The 26,535-nt window shown below is 43.7% G+C and carries 26 protein-coding genes and 3 pseudogenes; 12 read left to right on the top strand and 17 right to left on the bottom strand.

Annotated features, from left to right (window positions below; translation table 11 throughout):
* Positions 1-43 precede the first annotated feature (43 nt).
* Together FIS9605_RS44665 and FIS9605_RS44660 are read left to right on the top strand one after the other, a co-directional pair.
* Complete coding sequence (locus FIS9605_RS44665) at positions 44-1,393, top strand: translocation/assembly module TamB domain-containing protein (RefSeq protein ID WP_035140624.1); 1,350 nt, start codon at positions 44-46, stop codon at positions 1,391-1,393.
* 5 nt (positions 1,394-1,398) lie between these two features.
* Positions 1,399-1,773, top strand: coding sequence for a translocation/assembly module TamB domain-containing protein (locus FIS9605_RS44660; RefSeq protein WP_026736272.1), 375 nt, complete (start codon positions 1,399-1,401; stop codon positions 1,771-1,773).
* A gap of 30 nt (positions 1,774-1,803) precedes the next feature.
* Here FIS9605_RS44660 and FIS9605_RS45830 read toward each other — a convergent pair whose 3' ends face one another.
* The 5 genes from FIS9605_RS45830 to FIS9605_RS46360 form a co-directional block, all read right to left on the bottom strand.
* Positions 1,804-2,013: a hypothetical protein gene (locus FIS9605_RS45830; RefSeq protein WP_026736271.1), complete on the bottom strand. Its 210-nt coding sequence runs from the start codon at positions 2,011-2,013 to the stop codon at positions 1,804-1,806.
* The gene (locus FIS9605_RS45825) at positions 1,919-2,227 is read right to left on the bottom strand and encodes a transposase (protein ID WP_231510593.1); all 309 of its coding nucleotides are present in this window, start codon (positions 2,225-2,227) and stop codon (positions 1,919-1,921) included. The genes FIS9605_RS45830 and FIS9605_RS45825 overlap by 95 nt, the downstream gene beginning before the upstream one ends.
* 49 nt (positions 2,228-2,276) lie before the next feature.
* Positions 2,277-2,741, bottom strand: a complete 465-nt coding sequence (locus FIS9605_RS45820) for a hypothetical protein (protein WP_026736270.1) — start codon at positions 2,739-2,741, stop codon at positions 2,277-2,279.
* Positions 2,742-2,853: 112 nt separating this feature from the next.
* Positions 2,854-3,228, bottom strand: a complete 375-nt coding sequence (locus FIS9605_RS45815; protein ID WP_269321126.1) for a transposase — start codon at positions 3,226-3,228, stop codon at positions 2,854-2,856.
* A 102-nt stretch (positions 3,229-3,330) separates the two neighbouring features.
* Positions 3,331-3,456 (bottom strand): hypothetical protein, encoded by a 126-nt coding sequence (locus tag FIS9605_RS46360; protein ID WP_269321122.1) that lies wholly within the window; start codon positions 3,454-3,456, stop codon positions 3,331-3,333.
* 165 nt (positions 3,457-3,621) lie between these two features.
* On the opposite strand from FIS9605_RS46360, the gene FIS9605_RS39255 reads away from it, so the two are divergent.
* Positions 3,622-4,035: a hypothetical protein gene (locus tag FIS9605_RS39255; RefSeq protein ID WP_035140622.1), complete on the top strand. Its 414-nt coding sequence runs from the start codon at positions 3,622-3,624 to the stop codon at positions 4,033-4,035.
* A 283-nt stretch (positions 4,036-4,318) separates the two neighbouring features.
* On the opposite strand, the pseudogene FIS9605_RS39250 reads toward FIS9605_RS39255, so the two are convergent.
* From FIS9605_RS39250 to FIS9605_RS46345, 4 genes and pseudogenes are all read right to left on the bottom strand, one after another.
* Positions 4,319-4,963 (bottom strand): annotated as a pseudogene (locus tag FIS9605_RS39250) (ISKra4 family transposase); the annotation flags it as partial.
* A 17-nt stretch (positions 4,964-4,980) separates the two neighbouring features.
* Positions 4,981-5,103: a hypothetical protein gene (locus tag FIS9605_RS46355; protein ID WP_269321121.1), complete on the bottom strand. Its 123-nt coding sequence runs from the start codon at positions 5,101-5,103 to the stop codon at positions 4,981-4,983.
* Positions 5,104-5,141: 38 nt separating this feature from the next.
* Positions 5,142-5,321, bottom strand: a complete 180-nt coding sequence (locus FIS9605_RS46350; protein ID WP_026736268.1) for an IS1096 element passenger TnpR family protein — start codon at positions 5,319-5,321, stop codon at positions 5,142-5,144.
* Complete coding sequence (locus tag FIS9605_RS46345; RefSeq protein WP_269321120.1) at positions 5,321-5,596, bottom strand: IS1096 element passenger TnpR family protein; 276 nt, start codon at positions 5,594-5,596, stop codon at positions 5,321-5,323. Before FIS9605_RS46345 ends, FIS9605_RS46350 begins: the two co-directional genes overlap by 1 nt.
* A gap of 37 nt (positions 5,597-5,633) precedes the next feature.
* On the opposite strand from FIS9605_RS46345, the gene FIS9605_RS46340 reads away from it, so the two are divergent.
* The 4 genes from FIS9605_RS46340 to FIS9605_RS0132735 all read left to right on the top strand — a co-directional run bounded on the left by FIS9605_RS46340 (position 5,634) and on the right by FIS9605_RS0132735 (position 7,506).
* On the top strand, positions 5,634-5,933 hold the full coding sequence (locus tag FIS9605_RS46340) for a tyrosine-type recombinase/integrase (protein WP_082209940.1): 300 nt from the start codon (positions 5,634-5,636) through the stop codon (positions 5,931-5,933).
* A gap of 343 nt (positions 5,934-6,276) precedes the next feature.
* Positions 6,277-6,660 carry an alpha-ketoglutarate-dependent dioxygenase AlkB family protein gene (locus tag FIS9605_RS39235; protein WP_051470250.1) on the top strand — a complete coding sequence of 128 codons (384 nt, stop codon included), beginning with the start codon at positions 6,277-6,279 and terminating at the stop codon, positions 6,658-6,660.
* A 160-nt stretch (positions 6,661-6,820) separates the two neighbouring features.
* On the top strand, positions 6,821-7,075 hold the full coding sequence (locus FIS9605_RS0132740) for a hypothetical protein (protein ID WP_197036228.1): 255 nt from the start codon (positions 6,821-6,823) through the stop codon (positions 7,073-7,075).
* Between the two features lie 170 nt (positions 7,076-7,245).
* On the top strand, positions 7,246-7,506 hold the full coding sequence (locus FIS9605_RS0132735) for a hypothetical protein (RefSeq protein ID WP_026736266.1): 261 nt from the start codon (positions 7,246-7,248) through the stop codon (positions 7,504-7,506).
* A gap of 125 nt (positions 7,507-7,631) precedes the next feature.
* Here FIS9605_RS0132735 and FIS9605_RS39230 read toward each other — a convergent pair whose 3' ends face one another.
* Positions 7,632-8,840: an aerolysin family beta-barrel pore-forming toxin gene (locus tag FIS9605_RS39230; protein WP_051470249.1), complete on the bottom strand. Its 1,209-nt coding sequence runs from the start codon at positions 8,838-8,840 to the stop codon at positions 7,632-7,634.
* 1,630 nt (positions 8,841-10,470) lie between these two features.
* Between FIS9605_RS39230 and FIS9605_RS0132720 the strand changes: the two genes are divergently transcribed.
* The gene (locus FIS9605_RS0132720) at positions 10,471-10,908 is read left to right on the top strand and encodes a hypothetical protein (protein WP_026736265.1); all 438 of its coding nucleotides are present in this window, start codon (positions 10,471-10,473) and stop codon (positions 10,906-10,908) included.
* A gap of 739 nt (positions 10,909-11,647) precedes the next feature.
* On the opposite strand, the gene FIS9605_RS43550 is transcribed toward FIS9605_RS0132720, so the two are convergent.
* Genes FIS9605_RS43550 through FIS9605_RS39215 form a run of 4 tightly spaced genes read right to left on the bottom strand, consistent with a single transcriptional unit; the run spans position 11,648 to position 12,379 of the window.
* A complete protein-coding gene (locus FIS9605_RS43550; protein ID WP_155960650.1) occupies positions 11,648-11,809 on the bottom strand; it encodes a Pepco domain-containing protein in 162 nt (53 codons plus the stop codon).
* A complete protein-coding gene (locus FIS9605_RS46335; protein ID WP_269321119.1) occupies positions 11,781-11,912 on the bottom strand; it encodes a Pepco domain-containing protein in 132 nt (43 codons plus the stop codon). The genes FIS9605_RS43550 and FIS9605_RS46335 overlap by 29 nt, the downstream gene beginning before the upstream one ends.
* 44 nt (positions 11,913-11,956) lie before the next feature.
* Positions 11,957-12,136 (bottom strand): hypothetical protein, encoded by a 180-nt coding sequence (locus FIS9605_RS45805; RefSeq protein ID WP_231510563.1) that lies wholly within the window; start codon positions 12,134-12,136, stop codon positions 11,957-11,959.
* A gap of 12 nt (positions 12,137-12,148) precedes the next feature.
* Positions 12,149-12,379, bottom strand: coding sequence for a hypothetical protein (locus tag FIS9605_RS39215; RefSeq protein WP_035140705.1), 231 nt, complete (start codon positions 12,377-12,379; stop codon positions 12,149-12,151).
* 128 nt (positions 12,380-12,507) lie between these two features.
* On the opposite strand from FIS9605_RS39215, the gene FIS9605_RS0132705 reads away from it, so the two are divergent.
* The 4 genes from FIS9605_RS0132705 (at position 12,508) to FIS9605_RS0132690 (ending at position 21,827) form a co-directional block, all read left to right on the top strand.
* The gene (locus tag FIS9605_RS0132705) at positions 12,508-14,376 is read left to right on the top strand and encodes an SUMF1/EgtB/PvdO family nonheme iron enzyme (RefSeq protein ID WP_026736264.1); all 1,869 of its coding nucleotides are present in this window, start codon (positions 12,508-12,510) and stop codon (positions 14,374-14,376) included.
* Between the two features lie 293 nt (positions 14,377-14,669).
* Positions 14,670-18,662 carry a two-partner secretion domain-containing protein gene (locus FIS9605_RS39210; protein ID WP_035140620.1) on the top strand — a complete coding sequence of 1,331 codons (3,993 nt, stop codon included), beginning with the start codon at positions 14,670-14,672 and terminating at the stop codon, positions 18,660-18,662.
* A gap of 16 nt (positions 18,663-18,678) precedes the next feature.
* Positions 18,679-18,816 (top strand): hypothetical protein, encoded by a 138-nt coding sequence (locus FIS9605_RS43545; protein ID WP_155960649.1) that lies wholly within the window; start codon positions 18,679-18,681, stop codon positions 18,814-18,816.
* A 269-nt stretch (positions 18,817-19,085) separates the two neighbouring features.
* Entirely contained in the window at positions 19,086-21,827 is a 2,742-nt protein-coding gene (locus tag FIS9605_RS0132690) for a CHAT domain-containing protein (protein ID WP_231510562.1), read from the top strand.
* A gap of 54 nt (positions 21,828-21,881) precedes the next feature.
* On the opposite strand, the gene FIS9605_RS39205 is transcribed toward FIS9605_RS0132690, so the two are convergent.
* From FIS9605_RS39205 to FIS9605_RS45795, 3 genes and pseudogenes are all read right to left on the bottom strand, one after another.
* Complete coding sequence (locus tag FIS9605_RS39205) at positions 21,882-22,646, bottom strand: DUF928 domain-containing protein (protein WP_051470247.1); 765 nt, start codon at positions 22,644-22,646, stop codon at positions 21,882-21,884.
* Positions 22,647-22,673: 27 nt separating this feature from the next.
* A pseudogene (locus FIS9605_RS46855) lies at positions 22,674-24,797 on the bottom strand (CHASE2 domain-containing protein).
* Positions 24,798-25,787: 990 nt separating this feature from the next.
* Positions 25,788-25,901: pseudogene (locus FIS9605_RS45795) on the bottom strand (universal stress protein); the annotation flags it as partial.
* Positions 25,902-26,535: the final 634 nt, after the last annotated feature.

Here is a 26,535-nt window from a genome sequence, read left to right as displayed (position 1 = left end):
AGTAGCAATTGGTAGAACCCAAGGAGAAAACTTAGTTGTCAATGTGCGCGACTTCCCTGTGGCGGTGTTGAGAAGTGTTATTCCAGGCGTTCGCGAAGCGTCTCCTTTGGAGAATCGCTTGAACAATCTAGGCGCGATCGCTGGGGATATATCCGCCAACCTAGTTATCGATCTAGCAGAAAACCTAACCGAGTCTAGTGTGGTGGGGGATGTAGCGATTTCTCAACCGCGAGTTGGCTCTTTTGCAGCAGATGTCTTGCAAGGACGCATTCGTTATGAAGATGGTGCTTTTACGTTGAGAGAAGGTGAATTGCGGCAAGGCGAGAGCAGCATCTCCCTCAGTGGCGATCTACAAGGTGAAGGCTCGAGCCAATTTCAATTCCAAATTAACTTTGATCGAGCCAGAATTGAAAACGTCTTGCCAGCTCTGGGTATCTTCGACTTGCAAGATCTTGCTGGTGGTACGCCACCCACATTAACTGGTGCAGAAACACTACAAACTGTATCTGTTGGTTTACCAGAAAGCTCCTTATTAACACAACTGCGGCGATTCTCTGAAATTGAAGCTCTTCTACAACAACAGCGTCATCAACAGCACCAAGCGTCTCCCTTGCCTCCACTGGCGGCTTTAAACGGTACTATCAGCGGCAATATTGAAGTATCTGGCTCTTTGCAGCCAGGAACCCAACCAGCATTTAATGTCAGCTTTAATCTTCTCGGTCAGGACTGGGTATGGGGCAACTTCACAATAATTGATGAAGTTGTCGCCCAAGGAACTTATGACAATGGTGTTTTAACTTTACTTCCCTTGCGGGTTGACTTGGGTGAGGGAGCGATCGCTTTTACCGGACAGCTGGAACAGGAAGAACTATCGGGACAGGTACGAGTTACAGCACTGCCACTATCGCTCATAAAACCTTTTCTACCGCCACAATCCCCCTTAGAGGTGGCAGGGAGATTAAATGCACTTGTCACTGTTGCAGGCAGTTTAGAAAATCCCAGAGCGATTGGGGAAGTAGCGCTGGTAGAGGGGAGTGTAAACGATCAATCTGTCGAGTCAGCCCAACTCAGCTTTAGTTACAACGATGCACGGTTGAATTTTGGCAGTACGGTACTGATAGCACAGACGCAACCAGTAGAAATAACAGGTAGTATTCCCTTAGCGTTGCCGTTTGCTGCTGTTGTGCCCCAGAGCGATCGCATTAGCCTGCAAGCTAATGTGCAAGATGAAGGCTTGGCACTATTGAATTTATTCACTGACCAGGTGACTTGGGTTAAAGGTCAAGGGCAACTGAATGTTCAAGTACAGGGGACTCTAAACCAACCAGTGGTAATGGGGAAAGCGGTAGTTGAGAATGCTACTTTTAAGGCGCAAGCTTTACCCGAACGTTAACCAATGTGACGGGAACGGTACAGTTTAATGGCGATCGCATCATTGTCCCAAGCATCCAAGCGCAATACAATCGGGAATTCGTCACGGCTTCAGGCATCCTGCCGATTTTTGCCACTCCTCAAACCCAACAGCAAGCAACAAATAATCCCCTAACTATATCGATGAACGATTTGAATGTCGATTTAGCAGGACTGTATCAGGGAGGAGTCAGTGGCAATGCCGTCATTACAGGCACAGCCCTATCTCCGAATCTTGGTGGTACGATTCGACTGAGCGACGGAAAAATATTAGTTGGGGGAACCGAAGCGGCTCCTACTTCTAAACCAGCTAATACAACCACAGCCAATGCAACCCCATCAACTCAGTCGCCCATAGACTGACTTTGTTGGCGAATTCTTTCAGGTCGAATTTTATACAGCTAAAGCCGCAAATCGAGAAATACACTTCCCAAAATTATTAGCTTCTGTCCACCACTGCCAAATCCGAACCAAGTTCATCGCAGCTGCCGTGATGATGTGCTGTAACTTAGTTTTGGCAAATCCACGGGTTTCGACATCGACGCAAGCCAAAAACTCTGGTTGCTTGAGATATGGTACCCTCAACACCAGATCTTTTAGCATACTGCTCCTTAAATTCAGGAGTTTCTTGCCGCACTCTAGCATTAAAAAGGGCTTCATGTAATTCTTTGGGACGTAAAGTTAAGGTTCTGACTCCGGTTTTATCTTTTGTACAATCAAGACGTGATGGACAATTCTGACAATCAGATTTTTTAAACCTGGCTACAACAACTGGTTGAGAATAAAGATTTAAACGATTTGTCCAAGAGCTAGACAATTTACCCAAAGGACAACGGACAACTTGTTGTGACCAATCTATTTCAAAATCAGCCAAACCAAAACCCTTTTGAGCACGTGATTGCCCGGAGTGAATCAACAGGAGCAGGACCAACTAAATCAACGTTATATTTCTGTTTAGAATCGACAAGTAATTGAGCATCTATATAGCCAGTATCAACCAAATGCTCTGATGGTAAAATCTCTCTTTCAGTTAAATTTTCATGAAGCTCATCAATGACTTCATGGTCTCTATCACTTGTTGGTGTAGTTTCCACATAAGTAATTAAGTGAGGAGCATCCTCATCACAAGTTTCACTCAAATGAACTTTATAACCAGTCCATGTAGTGGTGCGTTTATTTCCTCTTCTTGCATCCGGGTCATAGGGAGAGTTAATTATAATGGATGGTGGAGGAATCTCGTCGGCTGACCGTAATTTAACTACATCGTTTTCAACAGAAAATTGTTGTATCCAAACCAGTCTGAGAATCTCTACAGCTTCTACTTGACGCAACCAACTAGGAGCTAAATCAGACCAAATTGCATCTAATAAATAGATTCCATCAGTACCAATTCTTACAGCTTCTGATGTACGTTCTTCTCGATTAGAAGGTAGTCGAGAATCTTCAAATTTTCTTCCATAACGTTCGTACCATTCTGGTTTGGGAACTATTGTTTGCAGCCAATTTGGTGCAACAACAGAAGACTGTATTCAAGGCATAACGTAGAGTTTCACCTATATTTTCCAAGCGGCTCAATACACGAATAGATGCGAGAATATCAGATGAGTCTGTACGTTGTTGTTTAGGAGATTTGAGCAAGCCTTTTTCAACAAAACAAGAAAGCATCAAATCAAGCAGTTGCCTCTCGTGCGAGCCATCAATTAACCGAGAACGGAACTCGCTTAAAACTGAAAAATCAAAACCAGGGTCGGTTAATTCTAGTCCCAAAGCATACTTCCAATCGATTCGACTACGAACAGCACTTCTAGGCTTGTCTATCAGTTAACCCCTCAGCATACTGCATTACGGTCACGCTTTGCTAGACGGGCTGGTGCTATAGCTGGTTGTCCACGCCGAGGAAATAAATCAGCGAACGCTTCATCAGAATAAAATACCCCTAACTCGTCCCGCATCCTGATATATATGCTTCAAGAGCGGAAATGAAGCCTTAGCTACACGGACAGTCTCTTCTGGAATTGGGAAGGCTGTTTCCGGTTGGAGTGACATCGTTACGTTCCACACCCTGGTTTTATTTGGCTTAATTTTATTGAACCACCACAGGTGTTATCTAGCAAAAGTCTATCAACGGAATGATAAGACTTTTAACACATTTGTCTATCAAATAACTAGACTCATTTATGATACACAGAAGCTAGACTAGGGAGAAAAGTGATGGAGGATAAGAAGCGGATTCAAGTAAATTTTCGGCTTGATAAAAATCTTTTCGCTGCTATACAAGCTAAGTGCAAAGCGGACAACATTACTCAAACAGACTTTATTATTCAAGCTCTGAAAAAAGCTTTGTCTAGCAATACTTCTACTGTTGAATCCATACCAGAAGTTCTATCATCTCTTTATGTTCGTTTGGCTCAAGTAGAAACACGTCTAGCAGATAATCTAGCAATTCAACAACGCCTTAGTGAGCGCCTAACTGCATTAGAGCAGCAGCCAAACACTTCTCCTCCTAATTTAGAAGCCCTGAGCGAGCGTGTATTAGCACAATTGCATTTAGGTAAACAAGCTCCTGGTTACAAAGCAGCCAAAAAAGCTTTATCAAATTTCATCGCCCAATTGAGTCAAAAATAAAAAGCTACTACATCTATACTTAGGGCTTGCTGAATAAAAGTGTAAGGTAGTCCAGATAAGGGGTTTAAGCCTTTTTCCACCAAGCAAGTGCTTCGTTATAACATCTAGAGTCTCAAAACCCTTGCACTATGTTAAGCGATCGCTGGGTAAATTTGGAAACTGAGCGACGAAACAACCCTAACAGCAAGCTGTGTGGCTTCTAGATTTGTTTTAGAGACTTATTCAGCAAGCCCTACTTAAATCTTCCTCCATGCAGGAGCTTTTTGAATTCGCCAACAAAGTCATCATAGAAACGAACATATCCTCCATCCATACCCACTACCAACGGTAAATCAGGTCTGGGAAGTCTATCCCAGTCCCTCTGGCAACCCTCAAATAATATTCCTGCCTCTTCTGGTAACTCCGATTCCAAACGCTTACCAAGTGAGTGTAGATTGTTCCGTATAGATGTAGCGTTTATTTCTCCTTCTACTGGTAGTAATTCTTGTAATAATTTGCTAGATAGCCCATAGGACATTAGGGATGCAAATTTCGATTCTAGGTAGAGCAATTCCGGTGATGTGCGCTCTTTTAGTAGGTTTGCTACTGGGCTAAAGCTACGAGTTGCTTGTTCGGTACAAGCACAGTCAAATAATCGATGACATTGAAGTTTTAATTTGCCGAAAGGTGTTCTATGTGTGATTGTCCGTTTATCTTTATGCAATAACTTCTTGTCACAATGTGAGCATAATTCTTGCTGTTTTTGATATAGAGCTATTTGTTGATTAACTATGCTGCGTTGTGTCTGAAGCAATAATTCTTTGCCTTGGGCTAGCGTTAGTCCTAAATTGTCCGGTTGTAGATTACCCTTTTCAATTTGTAAAACTTCTTGAATTAATTGGGTTTCTCCTGATTCTGATTCAACAACTACTTGGATTTTAAATTTCACACTATCCCCTTGGAAAATTACAGCGACTCCCTGTCTCCGGTAGCGTATTGTAGTAGATGTTGGTTAACTTTTTGACGGTCGAAGCGGTTTTGATAAACTAATAGCCAAGCTAGTAGCGAGCTTGCTTCTTCTCTATCCATGTCAAATTTCTTGTTCCTCAACATTGAAGCAAAACGCTCTAACCGTCAGAAATAAAAAACTCTTCCCTTGCTTTCATGAAGCCCCAAGGACCACCACAGTTTTCTGGGGGACAAACTCCTTTACCATCAGTGCAGATTGGGTAAGTTTGGTTTGGATCTGGAGTAAGTATCGCTTCTACTCTGATTTGATGCCGCCACCAATAGCGCCATGCACCCATTAATGGGCATATACTGAAGTCATATTCGTATAAAAACTTTTTTCTTTCTCCCTCAACCCAAGGGACGCGAGTTTTACCTCACAGGCGCGTTCGCGTAGCGGCTGCTTTGCAGCATCGCTAAAAATGGTTCCACCTGGTTGGGTAATCCCATAATACTTACCGTGGACGATGAAATGGTGCAGGTGAATATCCTCCCACCCCATTGCCAGTTGAATCGTGTAATGCAAGTCTTCTATTGTGCTGTCGCTGCTGACTTTGACCCGTCGCCAAATCATTGGGCTGATGCCTAACAGCACCACTTTTAATTGATATATGACTGTTTCAGTAGAATCCAACATTGAGTCATCTTATCGCATTGTGTCCCTCATCTCCCCCGAAATTTTTCGCTCTCCTGATACTGTTGGTGGAATTGTTGAACGGGCTGGTCAGTTAGCTGGTCTACCTTTTAGAGTTCATGCTCATATGCTACGGCATGGAACGGGTTCTTATCTGGCTAATCGAGGTACTGACACCCGGACAATTCAGAGTTACTTAGGACATAAAAACATTCAGCACACAGTGCGTTATACCGAACTTGCATCTGTCAGGTTTCAAGGTCTTTGGGATGATTAATGCCCATCTCCCCCGAAATTTTTCGCTCTCCATTTATTGGATCTGCGCGGCTTTTGATCGCTGCGATCGCTATAATTTTTCCGCTTCAAACCCAGTCTCCAGTCCGCGTGGCACTCTATAAAAAGCCTCCTAAAGCGCGTCTACATCGGGGAAATCTCTTTTGGAGCGCCTTCCTCATCAATACGGGAAGTGGTCTCACCAGTTCCTTTTATGTAAACGAACCTGTCAGACCCTCAACTGGCACCAAAACACTATCAAAATTATGGGCAAAACTATGCCCGTACCCAGACTAGAATGTATGTACGGTGATAAAGGGTGTGATTAACTTTACTCAAAGTCAGTTTTGCTAGAACCGCTACCTTGGACGGCTGCTTTGCAGGAATTGCGATTGCGTATTGAACTAGAGACTAGTTATCGATTCAACATCGTACTTTGCAACCGCTACCGTGACGGAAAAGACTCGGTTGGTTGGCACAACGATAACGAGCCAAGTATGGGGACTTCTCCTGCAATTGCCTCAATCAGTCTAGGGGCGACCCGTAAATTCCAAATGCGCTTAAAGAGCGGGCGAAGCATAACCGATTTTTGGTTGGAGCATGGCAGCTTATTTTTAATGAAACCAGGATGCCAAGAAAGCTGGGTTCATCAAGTACCAAAAACCTCACGCGCCATTGGCGAAAGGATTAATTTAACTTTTCGGCCCCATGTTAATGGTAGTCAGAGCTAGCGAGTCTGAAGGTTACAATATCTACGTTTTTCGATACATGCCGGACAACCGATAACTAGAGATCACCCCCCTCTACGAAAGCGAGGGAAGCTAAACTACATCTCTGGCTGTTCATCTAAAGCTGCTCGATTAAAATAAATTATTAGTTATTTTAAACTATATGCTTAGCATGAATGTGTTAGAAAAACTAATGCAGGAAAAAGGCTGGTCATACAACCAGCTAGCTATTGAGTACGGCAGACTAGAACACCCAGAACTTAATGAAAAAGAGCTATCCAAAAAATACAGCACTAATATCAGAAAGGCAGTTCGCAACCCTGAACAAGCCCGCTTTGAAACCGTAAAAAAGCTAGTTGAATTACTTGGGGGTGAGCTAATTATTAGGGTCAAGCGTATTGACGAAATGCCCTTGTGAAGTCCCAAGAGGACTAAATGTTGTAGTGTGTGATCGCTCCCAAAAGGTTCTCGGATTGCAGGCGATCGCAGTAAGCACTGAATTTTTAAGTTGCAAATTGTTGGCTCTCATGAAAAACCCCGACCTGTAACGAGGTGCGGGGCAGTAGTTATTTTTTTGCTAATTCAATCATGACAGACATTCCAATCCGAGGGCAAACTGATGCGATCCGTCATCAGTTATCCACTGACTGCACCGATTTCGACCTACCACAGAACGTATCAGTCGAAGTTGTTGAACTGGAAGAACTGACCGAGGAGGAACAACGCGATCGCAGCCATCTTGAGCGAAAGGTGGAACGAGCATTTTATGAAGCTGGTAAGGCTTTAATGGAGTTACGAGACAGGAGGCTTTATGGTATTGAGCCGAGTTTCTTAAAGTCTCCTTTTTAAGGGGAGCCACTGTGTTGGGCTGGTTTCCCGACTCCCTCAGTGGCGTGGATTTAGGGGGATCTAAAAAGTTAGGAGGCTAAACGAATAGTTTGAAAACACGCCCTAGTATTACGCCAACCTGGATATCACTCGATTCCTATCACCCTAGCTCCAGGGATTTCGTCAGTATGAAGAAGAAGTTCGTCAGCGATGTGTACGTTTAGTCCTGAGACTTCTCGTAACGTTTCGCGAGTTGCAGTAATAGTCGCCATACGTGCTGCTTCTAGCGCACCCACGGCTACTAGTTCTGTCATTCCTGGAGTTGATTCTGCCATAGCAGATCTTGGGATAGGTTGAGGGTCGTCAGCGGACGTATAGACATATGTTCCCTTGACATCATTAAACTTACCCGATGTTGGCGCACCAATCCCGCCACCAATGAAATTCATCGTATTGTCGAGCCATCCTCCAAAATTTTGTTGCATCCACCCCCAATCCCAGCCCCAATATCCCGTAATCTCGCGGTGTGTCCACTTGTCCCATATGTCCTCTAGACCATTGTAGGTACTGTTACCAAAGCTTAAAGTAACGAATGGTCTATCCTGAGGATGGTCAGAACGAGCATTTCCCGACCAACGAAGAAAACCGTAAAATTCGATATCGAAACCGATTTGGGCTACAGCTGAATAGGTAATGTCGGAAGATACACGATTAGCAATTAATCGAATTAGCCGTTGCGATCGTGCTGGCAGCTTGCCTGTGTATGTAGAAGTATCTTGCTGTCCGTAATTTGTTGCCGTAGAGTCAGACCAACCTTGGGTCGCAGAAAATGAAAACTCGGTAGTTGTCTCACCTCCACCAAAAAATGGTATTTTAGCACCCCATTTTACTGAAACCTTTATTCCTTCTGTAAAGGAATAATTAGTAGTATGTGTGACTGTCTCCGAAAGTTGGAATGTAAAGGTTTTGGTAACAGAATCCTCTGTATTGCTCTCGTTGCGCGCAAGATAACTAGCAATTGCAGCTGGTGCCAAATCTTTGATCACAGGGGTACCATAAACGAAGCTTCTCGGATCGAATCCAATCCGAAAGTTCGATAGAGTGATACGCAAACGCTTGTCTGCCCAATAACCATCATGATATGGGTCTGAACTGTTGTAGTGAGCTTGCAAAACGTAACGGTCGCCGTCTTTCCTAACATCAAAGTCTTCTCCGACTGCTTGGCTTCTCGTTCCACCACACCATCCAAAACCGAGCATGTGGGCAAAACTTGCGAGTGCACGAATGACGTTGGGATCACTTGCAACTTTCCACTTCAAATCTTCAACATCACGAAAGCCTGCCAGTTGGTACATATAATTTACTCCTAAAGTCGTTAGAAAACAGTCTCCAAGAACAAAACATGTAGAAAGGCCGTAACTAAGCAATTACTGAACTTTTGCAGCCTAACTATTTAGTATGTGGAAACTTTCCGTATACTGCTGAAACTAAAGCAGATTATAAGTATGTTCATATTATAACCCTGTGGATTTTACATAAAATTTTAATAAACTTAGTTACATTATTTACCTATTTACCGAAGAAAATTTTGTATGAAACTATCAAAAACGGTGAAAACCATACAGGGAAAGCTTTTTCAGATATATTGCCTAAAATTATACATATCTGATACTGTTGGCGAAATATTGCTTAACATAAAAATAGCGAATTTACCGTGTATTACTTGGAGAGAATGGTGTAGCTTACCGTGTAATACACCGAAAAAGAAAATTAATTTAGCTGCCTCAATTATCAATAAACTAGAAGAAATACTTTTAGAGGCGAGTATATGTGCTTACATCGTGAAAAAATTCCTCTTCTGATGAAACGGTACGTGTAGCCAAAGCTGCGTTTCCAAAAGGTAATTTACATATGCGGCTGCGCGATGAACTTGGGGTCTTTTATCAGGATGAAGATTTCGCATCACTTTATCCACGCCTTTGTATAGCAATGGAGAAATTTTGGTTGCTAAGGAATCTAATGGTACTTATGTACTATTTTAATGATCTCTTTCTAAACTAAACTGTTTAGTTTGCCACTGGTCGCAGCTTATTGGGTAGAATCGGGGCGAGTTGCCTTTATGGTACTTTTCCCCGAAGCCCCCACCAAACCGGACAAGCAGCTTATAACCGCATCCGGCGCATCCTCAAACAAACTTTCCTCCACAGCCAAAAGGTTGCTTTGTAATCCCCTTTTGATTTAGGCTTCATCATCCGATATTCCTCGAACTCTGCTTACATTTCTAATTGGGGAATGTTTACTTCCTACCATCCTTCGCCCTGTGGTCGGTGTTACCGCCTCCTTGGTGTGTCGCAGCTCACACAACTACGGGAGATGGTTCTGACTCTTCTAGGCTTCAACGTGGACTGCTCACTTCGCAAACGAAGTCTCCTGGGTTGGTCGCACATGACTACGAGATAACGCGCGGCAGTGTCTTTACTTTGACCCATTCCCGCTATGCAGCGGTATCCCAAACGGAAATAGAGTAACCAGTTTAACCTATTTCAACCTTTGTTCTAGGTATTACGGAATAACCTAGCTCGGTAATTCTTAAGGTATAAAACCTCTGAATTCGTTTGCTGTCCTACTTGGGGTAATAGACAGGGTGGTAGTTTACCGTTGGTATGCACAACACTTTCTGTTAGTTGCCATATTATCTCTCAACTAGCCTCGCCGGACAGCCTACCCAAGTTCGGCTCACGAGTACACTTTTCCGGGCAGCTATTTCATTGTGGGTCAGCATCAACCCGTCACTACGCCCGTGAGTTCACCGTCTGACTGGACAGACTGTGGAGGTATAGCCTCAACAGGTTTCCTCATTCATATGCGCCATCAAAGAGCGCCCCCGTAACACTACCCCTTGTAGAACAAGTTGGAAATTTATTAGCTCATACCCCTTACTTAATCCAAGCACCGCAAAGAGAAAGTCTGGTTACTGCTATTGACTTGTGCATTAATTCTGCGACTGGTGGAAATAATACAGCTTTTGCTGATTTAATGTGTCTGAGTTCCACAGTCCCTAGAGATTGGCGTACTGGTCATGCACTTCCTCAACTCAATTTGCTTGTGCGTGTATGCTACCGACTTTCGGTTTCTTTAATTGATGTTTACTTAAATAATCTCACTATTAACAATCCAGTGGTTTTAAAGGAACTACCCAGTTGCCAGCAGCATTCTAAAACTAACCGTTCCTTTGATTCTATGAAAGTACGAGATTCTCTACAGACTACATTATCATCCGAACAACCATTATCTTTAAGGCAGGTTGCAGCTGAGCTTGGATATGACCCAGCAGATTTATACAGACACTTCCCTGACTTGTGTCGTCAAATCTCTGCGCGTTATAAGTTACATGCTAAGTCTATGTTTAACCCACATGTATAACATATGTACCATCTCCACAATTTTTATACTTTCCCATCTGTGTGAAAAAATAATCTGACGATGTCTTTGTGAAATCATAATGTGGCAGTTACTGCTATTTTATGATTCAAGTTACACCCTTCTTGAAGTCTCCACTAACAATGTGGAGGCGAATTAATGGAAACTTAGGAGCAAGAACGTGGTGCCCCCACACTCCCACGGTCTCCACTAACAATGTGGAGGCGAATTAATGGAAACAGTTGACCAACTTTTAGGTGATCGCAGCACCAGAAGAGGTATGAGGGAAGGGGGATAGTACAAAATTTTCAAGCGCTCGCCGTTTTGAGAAAAGTTTGCGAGCAAACTGAAAATGGCTCTTACAGTACTTTACTTGGTCAGTAGGAGGGCGATCGCCTTGAACGAAAAAAGCGGGAGTAAAACCCGCAGTTGCAATTGTAATCGAATAGAGTTTTACGTCAAAATATTAACACTATTAGTAACCGGATAAGGTAGTTTCACTGCACCTTTACCAGTGCATAAGCTTAGGTTAAACTTTGGTGGATAAAGTGTTTGGAATTATACATCCAAGATAACACCCTCCTTTGTGGAGGGTTTTCGTTTGCAGACTTCTGGTGCGATCGCGCGGTAGGGAGTGATGGGTAATTAATCAACACTACTGAGTAAGCAGCGCTCGCGCAGGATTTCATAGTGATTAATCCCGACAACAATCGCCCAATTCCTACCCATAAGAAAGTGCCAATTATTTGCGCTTGAATTTAAATGTCATCGCACCTTTACCCCCAGCTTTGGCGCTACCAATCCCAAGCAGACTGATTTTTCCTTCACCGTTAATTTCTACAGATAACTTTTGAGCAGAAAGAGCATCTATGTCTTCAGTTGCAGCTACTGATTTTTCCTTCACCGTTAATTTCTACAGATAACTCCACCTCATCCAACTGCATTTTTGAATTAGGCTGTTCCGCTTCATCCAACATTTCTCTCATTGCTTGCAGAAATCCCTTCATTTCCTGCTTGAGTTTACTTACCTCAACTCTGCGTCTAGTAATGACTAATTCATCTTTTTTTTGGTAACAACTATTTCTTCAGTAGTTTCAGTGCCAAGTAGTCCTCCTGTATCTCCACTACTTCTTGCGCCTGTAGTAGTTGTAATTTCACGGCTAGCTTCAGTTTCAAACGCTTCTTCGGTAAGAATCCAGATGGCGTCGGGAGTGGAAATCTCTGCTGGCATAAAATTAATTGTTTAAACAGCTTGAGATTTAACTGACTTTTTCATCAACGCTTCGAGTTGTGCCATCCTTGCTTCCAACTGGGCTACCCTTTGGCTTAGCGGTAAATTTTCTCCACATCCGAGGTAGTGTGCCAAAGCACCAACTACTACCTCAGTCTTAGATGCACCAGTTTGCTCAATGTAGGTGTTGAGATGCTCAAAAAGGTAGTGGGGAAGCCTAATGACAATTTGAGGTCTAGCCATAATAGGTAACTTTTTTACTTTTAATGGTACTGCTGTATGACCCAGCATTACTATAAAAGTATATGTAAATTTTCAATCGGGAAAGCGCTCTCCAAATTGGGGAACAAAAACTAGATGCAAGCACACAAATGGCACTTAATTGGGCGATCGCAATTGGGATTAACCAGTACAACAACCTTCAGCCGCTAAACTACGCCAAACTAGATGCTCTTGCAATGCGCGATTGGTTTGAAAAAGAAGCGCAGTTTGACAGGGTGTTTCTATTTACAGAAGACTCACAATCAATTCCGGCTTTTCCTGCATCCATTCCTACTCAGCCCACCTACGGTAACTTGCGGCGGTTCCTACGGGCAAACTTTGAAAAACCACTATTGACATCAGGAGATAATTTCTGGTTTTTCTTTGCTGGTCACGGTCGTCGTGAAGCTGAGCGAGACTATCTCATGCTTGTGGATAGCGACCCAGGAGATGTGGAACATACGGCAATCCCTGTTGATTTTGTTACCCAAAGACTGCGCCGCAGCGGAGCTGATAATGTAGTTTTGTTTTTAGATGCCTGCCGTGATGAAAGAAATAGGCTCGGAGAGGGTATTGGCTGTGAACATCAGGGAGTAGTCACCTTTTACTCTTGCAGTCCTCATCAAACCTCTTATGAAATTGAGCAGTTGCAGCACGGCTCATTCACTCAAGCATTGTTAGAGGGATTGAGGATAACAGGTTCAGGGAACTGTGCCACAGTCGAAAGGCTGGAGCGATATTTACAATGGAGAGTTCCAACAATCAACCAACAGTACCGGAAAATTCAACAAAATCCCTATGCTACAGCCGAACCTGCCGCCAAGCTACACCTGATTTTGTTGCCCGACTACGCCACTCTCCATGATATTGCCACGATGAAACTTGACGCTTATCAAGCCGAAGTCGAAGGAAATTGGGAATTAGCCAGACAGCTATGGATTCGAGTGAATGTGGTTGCGAGAGGTTCAGACATGCAGGTAATTCAGGCACTCCTGAGAATTGCCCAGCGACAAGGACAGTTTTCTAAAAGCCCTGAACATATTACCTTAATTCCTGAGCCTGTGACTTTGCCAACAGAAGATAGATCGGTTGCTTCTCAATCTGCACTTACCCAACAGACCGAACTACAGGATTTTCGGTTTGACGTAGTGACTGTCGATATCAGTGGTCGGATAGTTAAGCGAGAAAAAGGTCAAGCCCAATATTTTACTGAAGACTTAGGAAATGGTATTACCCTAGAAATGGTCGCTATCCCTGGTGGGGAATTTATCATGGGTTCACCAGAATCAGAAGGATATGACTATGAAAAACCTCAGCATGAAGTAACCCTTCAACCCCTGTTCATGGGTAAATACCCAGTCACCCAGACACAATGGCAAGCAGTAGTAGAATTACCCAAAATTAACCGTGAGCTAAAACCAAATCCATCAAATTTTAAAGGCGACAACCGACCAGTAGAACAAGTTTCCTGGAACGATACATTAGAATTTTGTGCCAGATTATCTAGCTACACAAGACGGGAATATCGTCTACCCAGTGAAGCCGAATGGGAATATGCAGCTCGTGCAGGAACAACGACACCATTTCATTTTGGCAAGACGATTACGACTGAGTTAGCCAACTACGACGGGAATAACACTTACGCCTTAGCACCAGAAGGCATATATCGAGAACAGACAACAGAAGTAGGAAATTTTCCACCTAACGCCTTTGGTTTATACGACATGCATGGCAATGTCTGGGAGTGGTGTGGCGATCGCTGGCACGATAGCTATAAAGGAGCGCCTGTTGATGGTAGTGCCTGGGTAGACAAGAGTAACGATCATCAAGCTCGACTGCTGCGTGGTGGTTCCTGGTACAACGATCCTGAAGGCTGCCGTTCTGCCAACCGCTACAATAGCGATCCTGACAACTGGAACAACAGCATCGGTTTTAGGGTATGCATTAGTCGCAAATTTATTAACAAAGAGAGTGCATAATTAGTATCAATCAATACCTTGGTTAACTTAATGAAATTTTAAGTTATTAATTGTATAACTCCTCACAAGTTATTCATAATATTTAATTTCCAAAATAAATAACGTAGTTAAGATTATTCCGAGTAGCTGTGATTACTATTCGTGAATAAAACTTTTTAAGAAACTAGCTTATCAATATCTACTGAACCTCTCCAGAAATGAGATATCAGTCCAGACTGGGCCAGGTTTTGAGATTTATTTTCACAGATGTGAGCGTGAATTACAGTCCCTTTTAGAGAGGGAGAGAAGTTGATATGAAGCAAAATTGGCGATCGCTGTTTCTCATCACCTTACCTTTGGCTATTTTAGGGAGTCTTGCCTCGCTCAACACCGCCAGAGCGCAAATTACTCCTGATAACAGCTTAGGCGCTGAAAGTTCACAGGTAATTCCCATTACTACTAATATTGACATCATTGATGGTGGTGCGACTCGCGGCTCAAATTTGTTCCACAGTTTTCAGGAATTTAATGTGAATGAAGGCAGGGGAGCCTTTTTCAACAATCCCACTGGGATTGAGAACATTCTCAGTAGAGTGACAGGGGGTAATCCCTCTAACATTTTGGGTGCGCTTGGTGTTTTGGGCGATGCTAACCTATTCTTGATTAATCCTAACGGTATTGTCTTTGGACATAATGCCCGTCTATATCTAGGTGGTTCATTTTTTGCAAGTACAGCCAATAGTCTGGTATTTGACAACAATTTTGAATTTAGCGCCAGCAAGGCGCAAGCACCACCACTATTAACTGTAAATATTCCCATTGGCTTGCGATTTCGGGAGAATCAAGGAAAGATTCTCGTGAAGGGGTCGGGTCATAAATTTAGTTATTCAAATACAGACGCGACTATTCACACTGATAATCCAGGACTGCAAGTGCAGCCAGGAAAAACTTTGGCGCTTGTGGGTGGTGATGTAGAACTAGAAGGCGGTAATCTCAGGGCTGAGTCAGGACGGATCGAACTGGGGAGTGTTGCTTCACCAAGTTTAGTCAATCTTGGTCAAACGGACTCTGGCTTTGCTTTAGGATATTCAGGTGTACAGAACTTCGGAGATATCCAACTATCCCAAAAAGCATCAACAGATGCCAGTGGTGAGGGGGGAGGCGAGATTCAAGTACAAGGGAGGCAACTGTCGCTAAGTGATGGTGCATCGATTTTATCCATTTCCTTAGGCTCAAAGCCAGGAAAAAATTTTACTGTCAACGCTACTGAGTCAGTAGAATTGATTGGACAATCAACAGATGATCGGTATGCCAGCAGCTTGTTTACTGAATCTCAAGGCAGTGGTTCATCTGGGGACTTAAGGATTACTACAGGAAAATTAATTATTAAGGATGGTGCTTATGTAGCGACTTATATTGTATCTTCCGGTAACGGGGGTAATCTTACTGTACAAGCCCCTGAGTCTGTAGAACTAATAGGGGAAGGTTTTTATAGCAGTGGTTTGTATACTGGCACTGGTAGTAGTAGCAGTACAGGAAAGTCTGGGGACTTGACTATAGAAACCGGGCGTTTGAGCATCAGGGACGGTGCTCTACTATTTACAAGTACCAATGGCTCTGGAAATGCGGGGAACGTAACAGTGCGTGCAAAAGATGCCGTTTCCCTTGCAGGTAACGCTTATATCTTCAGCACAGTGCGAGCCGGAGGTGTGGGTCAGGGTGGCAATATCGATATTAATGCTGCTTCCTTGTCACTAACTGATGGTGCTCAACTGCTAACTTCTATTCGAGAAGCATCTGATACCCAAAAAGCAGGACAGGGCGATGCTGGTAATGTCAATATTAACGTGACTGGGGAAGTTGATATTGCTGGGCAGAAAAACGATTTTCCCAGCGCGATTTTCAGTGATGTGGAAACTGGGACAGTTGGTAATGGGGGTAACATTGCCATTGATTCTGGTTCTTTCTCATTACGAGATGGCGCTGAACTTAATACCTCAACATCTGGACGAGGGAATGCAGGGAATGTGATAGTACGTGCAAAAGATGCCGTTTCCCTTGCAGGTGGTGACATTTTCAGCACAGTGCGAGCCGGAGGTGTGGGTAAGGGTGGCAATATTGATATCAATGCTGCTTCTTTGTCACTAACTGATGGCGCTCAACTGCTAACTTCTATTCGCGAAGCATCTGATACCCAAAAAGCAGGATGGGGAGATGCCGGTAATGTTAATGTCAAAGTTACTGGTACTGTTGATATTGCTGGACAGAAAAACGGTTTTTCCAGCGCGATTTTCAGTGATGTGGAAACTGGGACAGTTGGTAATGGGGGTAATATTATCATCGATTCTGGTTCCTTCTCATTACGAGATGGTGCTCAACTTTCTACCAGCACTTCTGGGTGGGGGGATGCAGGTAGCATAACAATTAATTCCATAGATAATGTCTCCTTTGATAACAGCTTTGTCTTCACCGATATTGACGAAAGTGAAGCGACGGGTAATAAAGGAGGCAATATTAACATCTCCTCTGGAAATTTAATCCTTGATAATAGCGCACGATTATCAGCCTCAACTTATGGCAAGGAAAATGCAGGCAGCATAGGCATAAGTACTGAAAATCTGACTTTAACCAATGGATCTCAACTGGATAGCGGCACTTCTGGACTGGGAGATGCAGGCAGTATAACAATTAACGCTACTGATGCTATCTCCTTTGATGGAGATGACAGCAACGGAAATCCGAGTGCAGCCTTTACCACGGTAGAAGCAGGAGCCGTTGGTAAGGGAGGAGACATCAATATCAGCGCCGGGTCACTTTTATTGACCAATGGCGGTCAACTCAATACCTTTGTGCGTGGTTCTTCGGAGGAGGAACCCACAGGTGGAAACGGCAATGCTGGAAATGTCAACATCAATGTCAGCGATGCTGTTACGATTGCTGGGGTAAGTGCCAATAACACCACAAGTGCCATCTTTAGCAATGTCGAAAGTGGGGCAACAGGAAATGGGGGCACCGTGACCATTGAAACTCAACGCTTGCAGGTCAAGGATGGAGCGCAAGTATCAGCTAGTACTTCTAGTGAGGGTCAAGGAGGAATTTTGACTGTAACTGCCTCTGACTCTGTAGAACTAAGTGGAACCGATGCCAATGGTTTCCCCAGTACCATATATACTGACACCTTCAGTTCTGGCAATGCTGGAAAATTGACTATTTCAACAGGAGACTTAATTATTCGAGATGGGGGAGCGATATCCGCATCAACTTTTGATGAAGGCGCCGCAGGGAATTTAGTCGTTAATGCAACAGAGTCTGTGGAGTTGCTGGGAACATCGCCAGTGCGGGAATCTGGTACTCAATATTACTTAATTATTAATGGACAGTTTCCCAGTAGCTTATATACTCTGACTCAAGGTACTGGTACTGCTGGAAACTTGAGAATTGAAACTGGACAGTTGATTGTTCGGGATGGGGCGCAAGCAAGTGTGGGTAGTTTAGGGTCGGTTAATGCAGGTAACTTAGATGTAAACGCTGGTTCTATCCGTTTGGACAACCAAGGAAAACTCAATGCTGAAACCGCATCCGGTAATGGTGGTAACATTAACCTTAACAGTGATTTACTCTTACTCCGTCGTGGTGGTCAAATCTCCACCAATGCAGGTACAGAGGAAAAAAGTGGTAATGGCGGTAACATCAATATCAACTCTCAATTTATCGTTGCAGTGCCCAACTCTAACAGCGACATCACGGCAAATGCCTACAGTGGCAAAGGTGGTAACGTTAACATCCGCACCCAGGGTATCTTTGGTATTCAAGCCCATCCAAAACCAACAGATACTACAAACGACATCACAGCTAGTTCACAACTTGGCGTGCAAGGACAAATTACCATCAATCAACCGAATGTAGACCCCACTCAAGGATTAGTAGAATTACCGCAAACAGTTATTGACCCCAATGCATTAGTAGCCCAAAACCCCTGTCAAGAGGGTGTAGGCAGTAGCTTCGTCATCACTGGACGCGGCGGTTTGCCTCCCAGTCCCAATGAAGCACTTAGCAATGAAGTGATGAGAACCCGTTGGATTGAACCTACCTCAAATGTTAGCCCGCCAAAAAAACGAGGAAACAGAACCGAGTCGAATGCAACCTCAATCCAAAATCCAAAATCTCAAACCCCAAATCAAGTTGTGCCTGCCCAAGGATGGGTGTTTAACAACAAAGGTGAGGTAGTTCTCACAGCCTACGACCCCACCAGCACAGCTTCCCCACGCCTGGGGGCAAACCCCGCTAGCTGCCCTGCACCATTTTGATGGGGAGATGGGGAGAATGTTAGAAAAACTCTCCTCATACCAAATTGTCTTTGCTTGTCATTCTGTAGACACTTCTGCGGCTTCCCGCAGGGTGCGTAACGAAGTGGAGCGTAGACGCGCAGCGGCTCAAGGCAGAGTAGAATCTCAAGCCTAGTTCACGACTTGAGATGCTTCATTTCGCTATCGCTCCATTCAGCATGACAGTCAATTTAAATATTTCAGCATGACAGTCAATTTAAACATTTGGGATGCTCCCGGGTTAGCAGACTAATAGCTCCTAAAGATGCTGAACATTGCTCTTGACAGGAGGGAAAAAACATGATTAGGAAAAACCCACTCTTGGGTCGCAGATTACAGCATCTTGTTAAAAAACTGTACAGGTATCATTCGCTTGTCTTCCTTACTCTGTTATTTTGCTTCTCAATGGCAGTGCCAATTGTTGTTGCTCAGGTTCCGGCGTCAACCCCGATCGTCCAACGGCAGCAGGATGCCTCTCAACTGATACAACAGGGCAAAGCACTCTACGATGCTGGCAAGTTTGAAGAGGCGGGAAGGGTTTTGCAGCAAGCAGCAGATGCGTTTGCCGCTCAAGGAGATAAACTCAATGGAGCGATCGCCCTCGGCAATCTCTCGCTAACCTATCAACAACTCGGAAATTGGCAGCAAGCCAAGCAAGCAATTACTAACAGCCTGAATCTGCTCAAAAATCAGAAAAATACACCAGAGCGATCGCGCATCCTTGCCTCAGCCTTGGACATCCAAGGGCAACTGCAACTGGGACTGGGACAAGCGCAAGAGGCTCTCGATACTTGGCACCAGATGGCTAACACCTATGCTCAAATTGGCGATCGCTCTGGAGTCACCCAAAGTCAAATTAACCAAGCTCAAGCAATGCAAGCTTTGGGACTGTATCCTAGAGCTTGCAAAACTCTCCTCCAAGCTTTAGGAATTGACACTCAAGAATGTCAGTTATCAAATGACGCCCTTCAAACCCTGCAAAAACAACCAGATTCCTTGTCGAAGTTGGATGGCTTGCGTAGCCTTGGTAACGTCTTGCGAGTCATGGGCAACAACAAACAGTCACAAGTTGTCTTAGCAGAGAGTTTGCAACTCGCTCAAAAATTGGGTGACACCCAAGACATTGCTGCTGTTGACCTCAGTTTAGGCAACACCGCTTTAGCCCAAGGTAAGAGAAGCAGCCAGCAGGAAAAAGCAAGACAGCAAACACTGACTTTAAGCCAATCCGGCGAATGTAGACCTGCCAAAAGCAATGGCAGTACAGTTGAATTCTATCAACAAGCAGCAAACTGCTATCGGCAAGCTGAGTTATTAGGCTCACCAACCACAAGCATACAAGCACAGATAAATTTGCTTAACCTTTTGGTACAAACTCAGCTGTGGTCTGAAGTACCTGTTGTGCTGCATAAAATTCAGTCCCACCTCGATCGCTTACCTGCCAGTCGCACAGCAGTTTTTGCCCGCATCAATTTGGCTCAAAGTCTGATGTGTCTTCAATCAGCATTGAGTCAAAAGCCGTCAGAACTTTCATCCCCGATTCTTGAACAGTGCGAACCAACACAGATAGCTAAGAGCAATACACTTCAACCCTCACAGATTCCCTCTAGGGAAGATATAGGTCAAATTTTAGGGACTGCTCTTAACCAGGCTCGTTCTCTAGAAGATAAACGCACAGAAGCCTACGCTCTTGGTTATTTGGGAGGCTTGTACCAACAGATGGGACAATTGCCAAAAGCCCAAGAGTTGACCAAACAAGCCTTGCAGGTGATATCGGCTTTTGATGCGCCAGACATTGCCTATCGCTGGCAGTGGCAGCTAGGACGCCTTGAGCAAATCCAGGGAAACCAACAGGGAGCAGTAGCCGCCTACCTCACAGCCTTTCAATCTCTCCAGTCACTGCGCGGGGACTTGGTTGCCATCAATCCAGAAATTCAATTCACCTTTCGGGATAGTGTAGAACCAGTTTATCGGGAGTTCGTCGATTTACTCTTGAAAGAGAAAAACTCCAGTCAAGATCACCTCAAGCAAGCTCGTGAAACGATTGAAGCCCTCCAGCTAGCTGAACTCGATAACTTCTTCCGTGATGCCTGTGCAGATGCCAAGCCAGAACAAATTGACCGAGTGGTAGACCAAGCCAGTCCAAAAGCAGCAGTATTTTATGCAATTCTCTTAAAAGACCGTCTAGAGGTGATTGCAAAATTTCCTGGGCAAGAAGCACTGGAGCCTTACACAACGAATATACCTCGGCAGAAGGCACAGGAAGTACTCACACAACTGCAACAATATCTATCGGATATCACGCGAACTTTTGAGGTGAGAGAATTGTCTCAGCAAGTATATAGCTGGTTGATTCAACCTGCTGAGACTAAGCTAGCTGCCAGTCAAATCAAAACCTTAGTGTTTGTCCTGGATAATCCCCTACGCAATATCCCGATGGCAGTGCTTTACGATGGTCAAAAGTATCTGGTACAAAAATATGCGATCGCTCTCACCCCAGGTCTGCAACTGTTGGCTCCTCGACCTGTAGTACAGGTAAGCTTAAATGCCTTAACTGGTGGAGTGAGCGAAAAAATCAACCTCGAAGGTCAAGAATTTAACCGACTGGAAAACGTGAAATTGGAATTGCAGGAAGTCCGGTCTGTGGTGCCCGATACCGAGCAACTCTTAAATCAAGACTTTACCGAAATCAAGCTCAAAAACCGGATCGACAGGACTAAATTCACGGTTGTTCATATGGCAACTCACGGTCAGTTCAGTTCCAATCCAGAGGAAACCTTTATTGTCCTGTCTGACAAACTTCTGCGAGTCAGCGGTTTGGAGAACTTACTCCGAACTAGTGACCCAATTGATTCTACTCCGATTGAGCTATTAGTACTCAGTGCTTGTGAAACTGCTGCTGGGGATAATCGAGCTGTGTTGGGATTGGCTGGGGTAGCTGTCAAGACTGGTGCCCGCAGTACTCTAGCTACGCTGTGGCAGGTGGACGATCAACTGACCGCCTCCTTCATGAAGACATTTTACCAAGAGTTAGAAAAGCCCAATATTACTAAAGCTGAAGCCCTACAAAGCGCTCAACTATCTGTGTTGGATAAGGAAAAGCGACCCTATTTCTGGGCTCCTTATACTTTAGTAGGAAACTGGCTCTAAAAAACAAGATCCCCGACTTCGCAAGAGTTGTCGGGGATCTGTGTCGTATTGGTATTAATTTTGTGCAGTACAACAAGGTAACAAAGGTGCTTTCGCTAATCTTTCTAAACCAACATCTGCCAGTAGTTTGGCCCAGTCTTCCCTAAGCTGGGTATCCTGGGGGCGATCGCGAAGACGGTTAGCCAAATTGGTTAAAATGTCGTACCAAATTGTGTTGGCATCAGAAACATTTTGTGCAACCCTATCAATCGTTCCATCCACAAAAACATACGTGGATGGGTTTTTTGGATCGCAATAAATGCGGAAGTACCAACGATACCTCTTATCAATCTCTAGATTGTATTGCTGATTTGATGGAAGATTGACACTAATGATACCGGAGGTGGCAGGTAGGGTTAAACGAGTTCGGTAGAGCTGACGATCATTTTGCTCGTCTTGTAAGACAAACTCGCCGTAGCGAGTTTCTTCAGATAGCGCCGGAACATGAAACCAGAAGGTAGGTCGTTCGGCAAACGTTGGCCCCCAACTTTTCTCAGGTACTAAAGCCGTAAGATCCAATGCGGCTTCTGGGCAGCCCTTACGGGATGCTGCTCCTTTACGCCGTCCTGTGGGCGCTCCTCGGGCGCGAGATGTTTGTGGGAAGATAAATCGTCGTATCCTGTAAAATATGTTATCTGTATTGTTAGCCTGAGCGATAGTTTCAGTTGACGCTCTAGCCTGTGCCCACGTCAGTGGAATAGTGATAGTAGAACTAATAAACACCGAAGCCAGCATGTAAACAAATGTCTTGTGCCAAAGGTTTATCTTAATTCGAGTCATAGTAAAGAAATCAAAAGAAAGTTATTCTCACGGTGAACGATTATTTGTATGAATTAATACAGTTAAGCCAGTAGTGACTAAAGCTAGTACTGGTGGAACCAGGGGAAGCCAACCCCCATAGAGCAAAAATACAAAGCAGATTCCTCCCAAACTTATAAAGGCAAAGCCTTCAGCTAAAGCTAAACTCCCAAACCGACGCAAGCGTAGAACAAGGACACCTCCTACTAGAGACCATGCCCCGATCCACAACCATTCCCCCCATTGTGGCCAGACCCACAACAGTGGGCGTTCACCTTTGACAGCACTGATGATTTGGCTTACCATTTGTGCCTGAAGCACCACGCCTGGTATCTGCTCATCATAAGGAGTAGACCAATAATCCCCACTGGCTTCAGTAGTAACACCGACAATGACTATTCTGTGTGATCAGTTTTCTACTGTATCCAGAATATTACTATTGAGAACTTCTCCAAGCTTGACCTGGGAGACAAATTTTTCTGAGGAACCCTCGTGAGTGCGGTAGTTGAGTAGCACTTGGTATCCTCTTGCATCTACACCTTGGTAGCCTGCTGTGAAAGCTTCGATTGGCTGAAAAACAAAATCGCCAATCTTCAACTGACCGTTTGTCAAGCCTAATTGAGATTGCAGGTAATGGCTTGCAAGTTGAAGGCTGAATGCATAGTTTGCAGAACACTTAGGATCGGGATTTGATAGTTCCATCTCTAAAAGATGACGACGGACGACCCCATCCCCATCGGCTAAAACGTCACTAAAGCCCTGTCGCAGTTTTGGGATTTCGGGTGGAGCAGGAATAGATGGCTTATCGATCTGAGGATCGGAAACTTTGCACACACCAAAAATATTACTGTGCTGTTTTAGCCGAGTCTCTAATTCCGGAATTAGAGTACTTTCGCGATATAAATCTAAACCAATAGCTCGCGGTTTATACTTATCTAGTTTTGCTAAGAGTTGATTAAGTTTGCGGTCTGAGATTGACCAACGACTTTCTTGGGGATCTTGAGCTTGAATATCTTCTTCTGTAATTGCTACAACTAATAGACGTTCATCCTGGCCTTCATCTGGTCGCCACCGCATTAGCCAATCAAAAGCCTTCAATTCCATTGGCTGTAGTATGCCCAGAAATCGCAAGACCACTAAAAAGATTGTGACAGTGCAACTAGCAGGCAATACTACGCGAAGAAGGCGCTGACTGAATGAAAATGGGATTTTTGGTTTTTTTTCCGCACTTTGGGGAGCAAGATGACGAACTATTTCACTCCTTCTTGGGATATCTACCACTATCTCCTCAGTGTTTACATTATTAACATCACCCACTTCATCTAAAAGGTTGCCCATTTGCCTAGCAAGTTGCTTAAAGGCTATTTCGGCTGAGAGGGTTCCTACTTTTAACTGGATAAAGCTTTCCAATCCCTCAATGATTTTTCCCAGAACTTCACCTGCTTGGGGAATTTGCAGCACCTCCAAGCGCTTGAGGATTTCCTCTTGCCGGGCAGTAATCTCTGCTTTGATTTCACTTAACAGGGATAAAAGGATACCAGCAAAGGCTTTCCCCCCACTTTCCAAATCATCTTTAAGTACTTTTTGCAAAGCTTTAGGAAAATTATTGTAGAGTTTTTCTGAAACAGCCTCCACCACATTTGAGGGTAGATGAGCAATACCTTTTTTGTCACTTAACTTGTTAAGAACAGCTGTCCAAGCAGATGGAGTAAGTACTTTAAATTGGGTCAATTCTCTAATATCACTGGAAAATATAGCTAGTAGTTCTTTTTCTGAGATCTTTTTACAAAGTTCATTGTTTATCTGTGACCTAAGTTCTGCAATGTCCTGCCAATGGTTAATAGCAGTCTCGACTAATTTTCGCAGTACTTTTTCCTGGTTTGGGAATTCCTGAGACTGAACAACGAAGAAAATCTCCGTACCTATTGCATGACCAACTACTTTGATAAGGGCTTTATTGACCAAAAGATTCTCATTTTTATTTAGACGAACTGCCACACTGCCCAAGTAGCTAGAAATTATATTAATAATTACATCTAATACTTGATCGGATATAGGTACTATTGCCAGCTTGACCACAGCTGGGAATGAAGTAGCACAAAGCAAAATAGCACTGCAAATCAAAAGCTGCATTTTAATGTATTGTAATTCAAGCAGTGGCATAGGTTAGGGAAATTTGATGTTTTTAAACGGTATAGAATGTTGGAATTAAAGCCATTTCTACCAAGGGAATCCTAAGCATTATTTCATCTGAAATCATGAGAGTAATATTATCTACCTTTGTTGGAATAATGGCTCAGTGGCTGTGCGGCTGCTACCCGCCCGCAAGCTTAAAGCGATCGCGTAACTCAAATCTTGCACCAATAAAACTTGATGTAATTTAATTACCCGGTATTAAACTACAACCCTTGATTTAAAGATAAAAATCAATAAAAATCAGGTAGCTTTATCGCACATCTTTTTATGTTGTCTGGGTTTGTACGGTGAGGTGCAAGATATAAGCCGACCACGCACGGGCGCGATTAACGCTCCCGCAAAATATGAAACAAGCACATTTTTATAATATTTCTTAAAGCCTTGCTGTATAACGGTTCTAAAATGTGCAAGTTAAGAGCCTCCAACTAGCGGCGATCGCCACCCGTTACTGATGTAGAGAAACTTGTATCATGGGAAGTACCCGCTCTAGCTAAAACCACAATAGTGCTTTTAAGCCTGCTTAAGAGCGTGGTTCTGGGCTTTTATGGTTACTACATTGGTGAAGTGGTATTGCCACTATCCCGTTCAGGAGATTATCTAACAAGACCAGCCCAGGTCAGGGATCTCAATATAATTTGATTCTAGAGTTGATATTGACTCTAGGAGGTTTTTTCACCTCTGAGAATCCCTATAGTACCTAAATTTTTACTGTTTTTGGTGTCTTCAACCTTTACTGCTACAGCAAAGAGTTTCTCAGGAGGTAATTTATATTCTCATTCAGCAGCGTTCACATTGGCTGTGTTTGCTTGAGTGCAGAACGATTGCAACATCTCCACACCTTGATTTTTCCATCTGCCTCACTCCTGTTGGTGAAACTCTCAGACTTGCTCTCACATTCCTGAATACTCCCTTTTCTTCATCAGATCAAACGTGCAGCGGCATTAAGTTAGCTTCAGTCATCTTCGTCAAAGCAAACCCTTGTTCAAAAACTTGTTTGCCCATCTCAGAGCGAGCCAATGCAATTAGAATCTTTTTAAACATATAAACCTCCAATACTTAAGCTAGGTGAGTTTTTAAAAAGATCCTCATCCTACACTTAGGTATAGAGAAATAATTTGAGAAACTTGTGAAGAATGTAAAAAACCTGCATTAATTACGGTCTGCGAACCAAACATGGCTTAGGTTAGTAAGAGAAAAATTTTGGTCGTTAGTGAGGAATCGGCATAAACTGTCCCATTGATGTTGCTAGGTCAATCCCCTCTCAAAAGTCTGAAATGGCTCGTGATTGAGACTGTCCCATTTTTGGCTCGATTTGGGGCAATTAAACGTTCATAAACGATTATAGGACTAGAAAACAGATAACTTCTAAAAGCCTTGCCCTATAAGTTTCTCAGTCTTAACGGCTCATCAGTATGGGTGATTACAAGTACTTGATTGTTACTCACACTACAGAAATAGCGCCTGGATACCAGATCGATATCCCAGTTCTGACAGATTCATCCACCGCACTGGTTCCCCTCCTTAAGATTTACTATAGTATCAATCAATACCTTAGTTAACTTAATTTAATTTATTGTATAGCTCCTCACAAGTTCTTCATATTTAATTTCCAAAATAAATAACGTAGTTAAGATTATTCCCAACAGGCATGATTGCTATTTGTGAATAAGACTTT

Source organism: Fischerella sp. PCC 9605 (genome assembly GCF_000517105.1).
Classification (GTDB): domain Bacteria; phylum Cyanobacteriota; class Cyanobacteriia; order Cyanobacteriales; family Nostocaceae; genus PCC9605.
This window is presented reverse-complemented; position numbering and strand designations above follow the sequence as displayed.

Bases quoted from the DNA above. Each gene is read 5' to 3' on its own strand.
- FIS9605_RS0132690 (WP_231510562.1), top strand. From the start codon at position 19,086: ATGGCAGTGCCAATTGTTGTTGCTCAGGTTCCGGCGTCAACCCCGATC.
- FIS9605_RS39210 (WP_035140620.1), top strand. From the start codon at position 14,670: ATGAAGCAAAATTGGCGATCGCTGTTTCTCATCACCTTACCTTTGGCT.
- FIS9605_RS46355 (WP_269321121.1), bottom strand. From the start codon at position 5,103: ATGGATAGAGAAGAAGCAAGCTCGCTACTAGCTTGGCTATTAGTTTAT.
- FIS9605_RS46360 (WP_269321122.1), bottom strand. From the start codon at position 3,456: ATGTCACTCCAACCGGAAACAGCCTTCCCAATTCCAGAAGAGACTGTC.
- FIS9605_RS39255 (WP_035140622.1), top strand. From the start codon at position 3,622: ATGGAGGATAAGAAGCGGATTCAAGTAAATTTTCGGCTTGATAAAAAT.
- FIS9605_RS39205 (WP_051470247.1), bottom strand. From the start codon at position 22,646: ATGACTCGAATTAAGATAAACCTTTGGCACAAGACATTTGTTTACATG.
- FIS9605_RS39215 (WP_035140705.1), bottom strand. From the start codon at position 12,379: ATGGCTAGACCTCAAATTGTCATTAGGCTTCCCCACTACCTTTTTGAG.
- FIS9605_RS0132735 (WP_026736266.1), top strand. From the start codon at position 7,246: ATGACAGACATTCCAATCCGAGGGCAAACTGATGCGATCCGTCATCAG.
- FIS9605_RS45805 (WP_231510563.1), bottom strand. From the start codon at position 12,136: ATGCCAGCAGAGATTTCCACTCCCGACGCCATCTGGATTCTTACCGAA.
- FIS9605_RS43545 (WP_155960649.1), top strand. From the start codon at position 18,679: ATGTTAGAAAAACTCTCCTCATACCAAATTGTCTTTGCTTGTCATTCT.
- FIS9605_RS46340 (WP_082209940.1), top strand. From the start codon at position 5,634: ATGACTGTTTCAGTAGAATCCAACATTGAGTCATCTTATCGCATTGTG.
- FIS9605_RS0132740 (WP_197036228.1), top strand. From the start codon at position 6,821: ATGCTTAGCATGAATGTGTTAGAAAAACTAATGCAGGAAAAAGGCTGG.
- FIS9605_RS46335 (WP_269321119.1), bottom strand. From the start codon at position 11,912: ATGAAGGGATTTCTGCAAGCAATGAGAGAAATGTTGGATGAAGCGGAA.
- FIS9605_RS0132705 (WP_026736264.1), top strand. From the start codon at position 12,508: ATGGCACTTAATTGGGCGATCGCAATTGGGATTAACCAGTACAACAAC.
- FIS9605_RS45830 (WP_026736271.1), bottom strand. From the start codon at position 2,013: ATGCTAAAAGATCTGGTGTTGAGGGTACCATATCTCAAGCAACCAGAG.
- FIS9605_RS39230 (WP_051470249.1), bottom strand. From the start codon at position 8,840: ATGTACCAACTGGCAGGCTTTCGTGATGTTGAAGATTTGAAGTGGAAA.
- FIS9605_RS46350 (WP_026736268.1), bottom strand. From the start codon at position 5,321: ATGGGTGCATGGCGCTATTGGTGGCGGCATCAAATCAGAGTAGAAGCG.
- FIS9605_RS46345 (WP_269321120.1), bottom strand. From the start codon at position 5,596: ATGATTTGGCGACGGGTCAAAGTCAGCAGCGACAGCACAATAGAAGAC.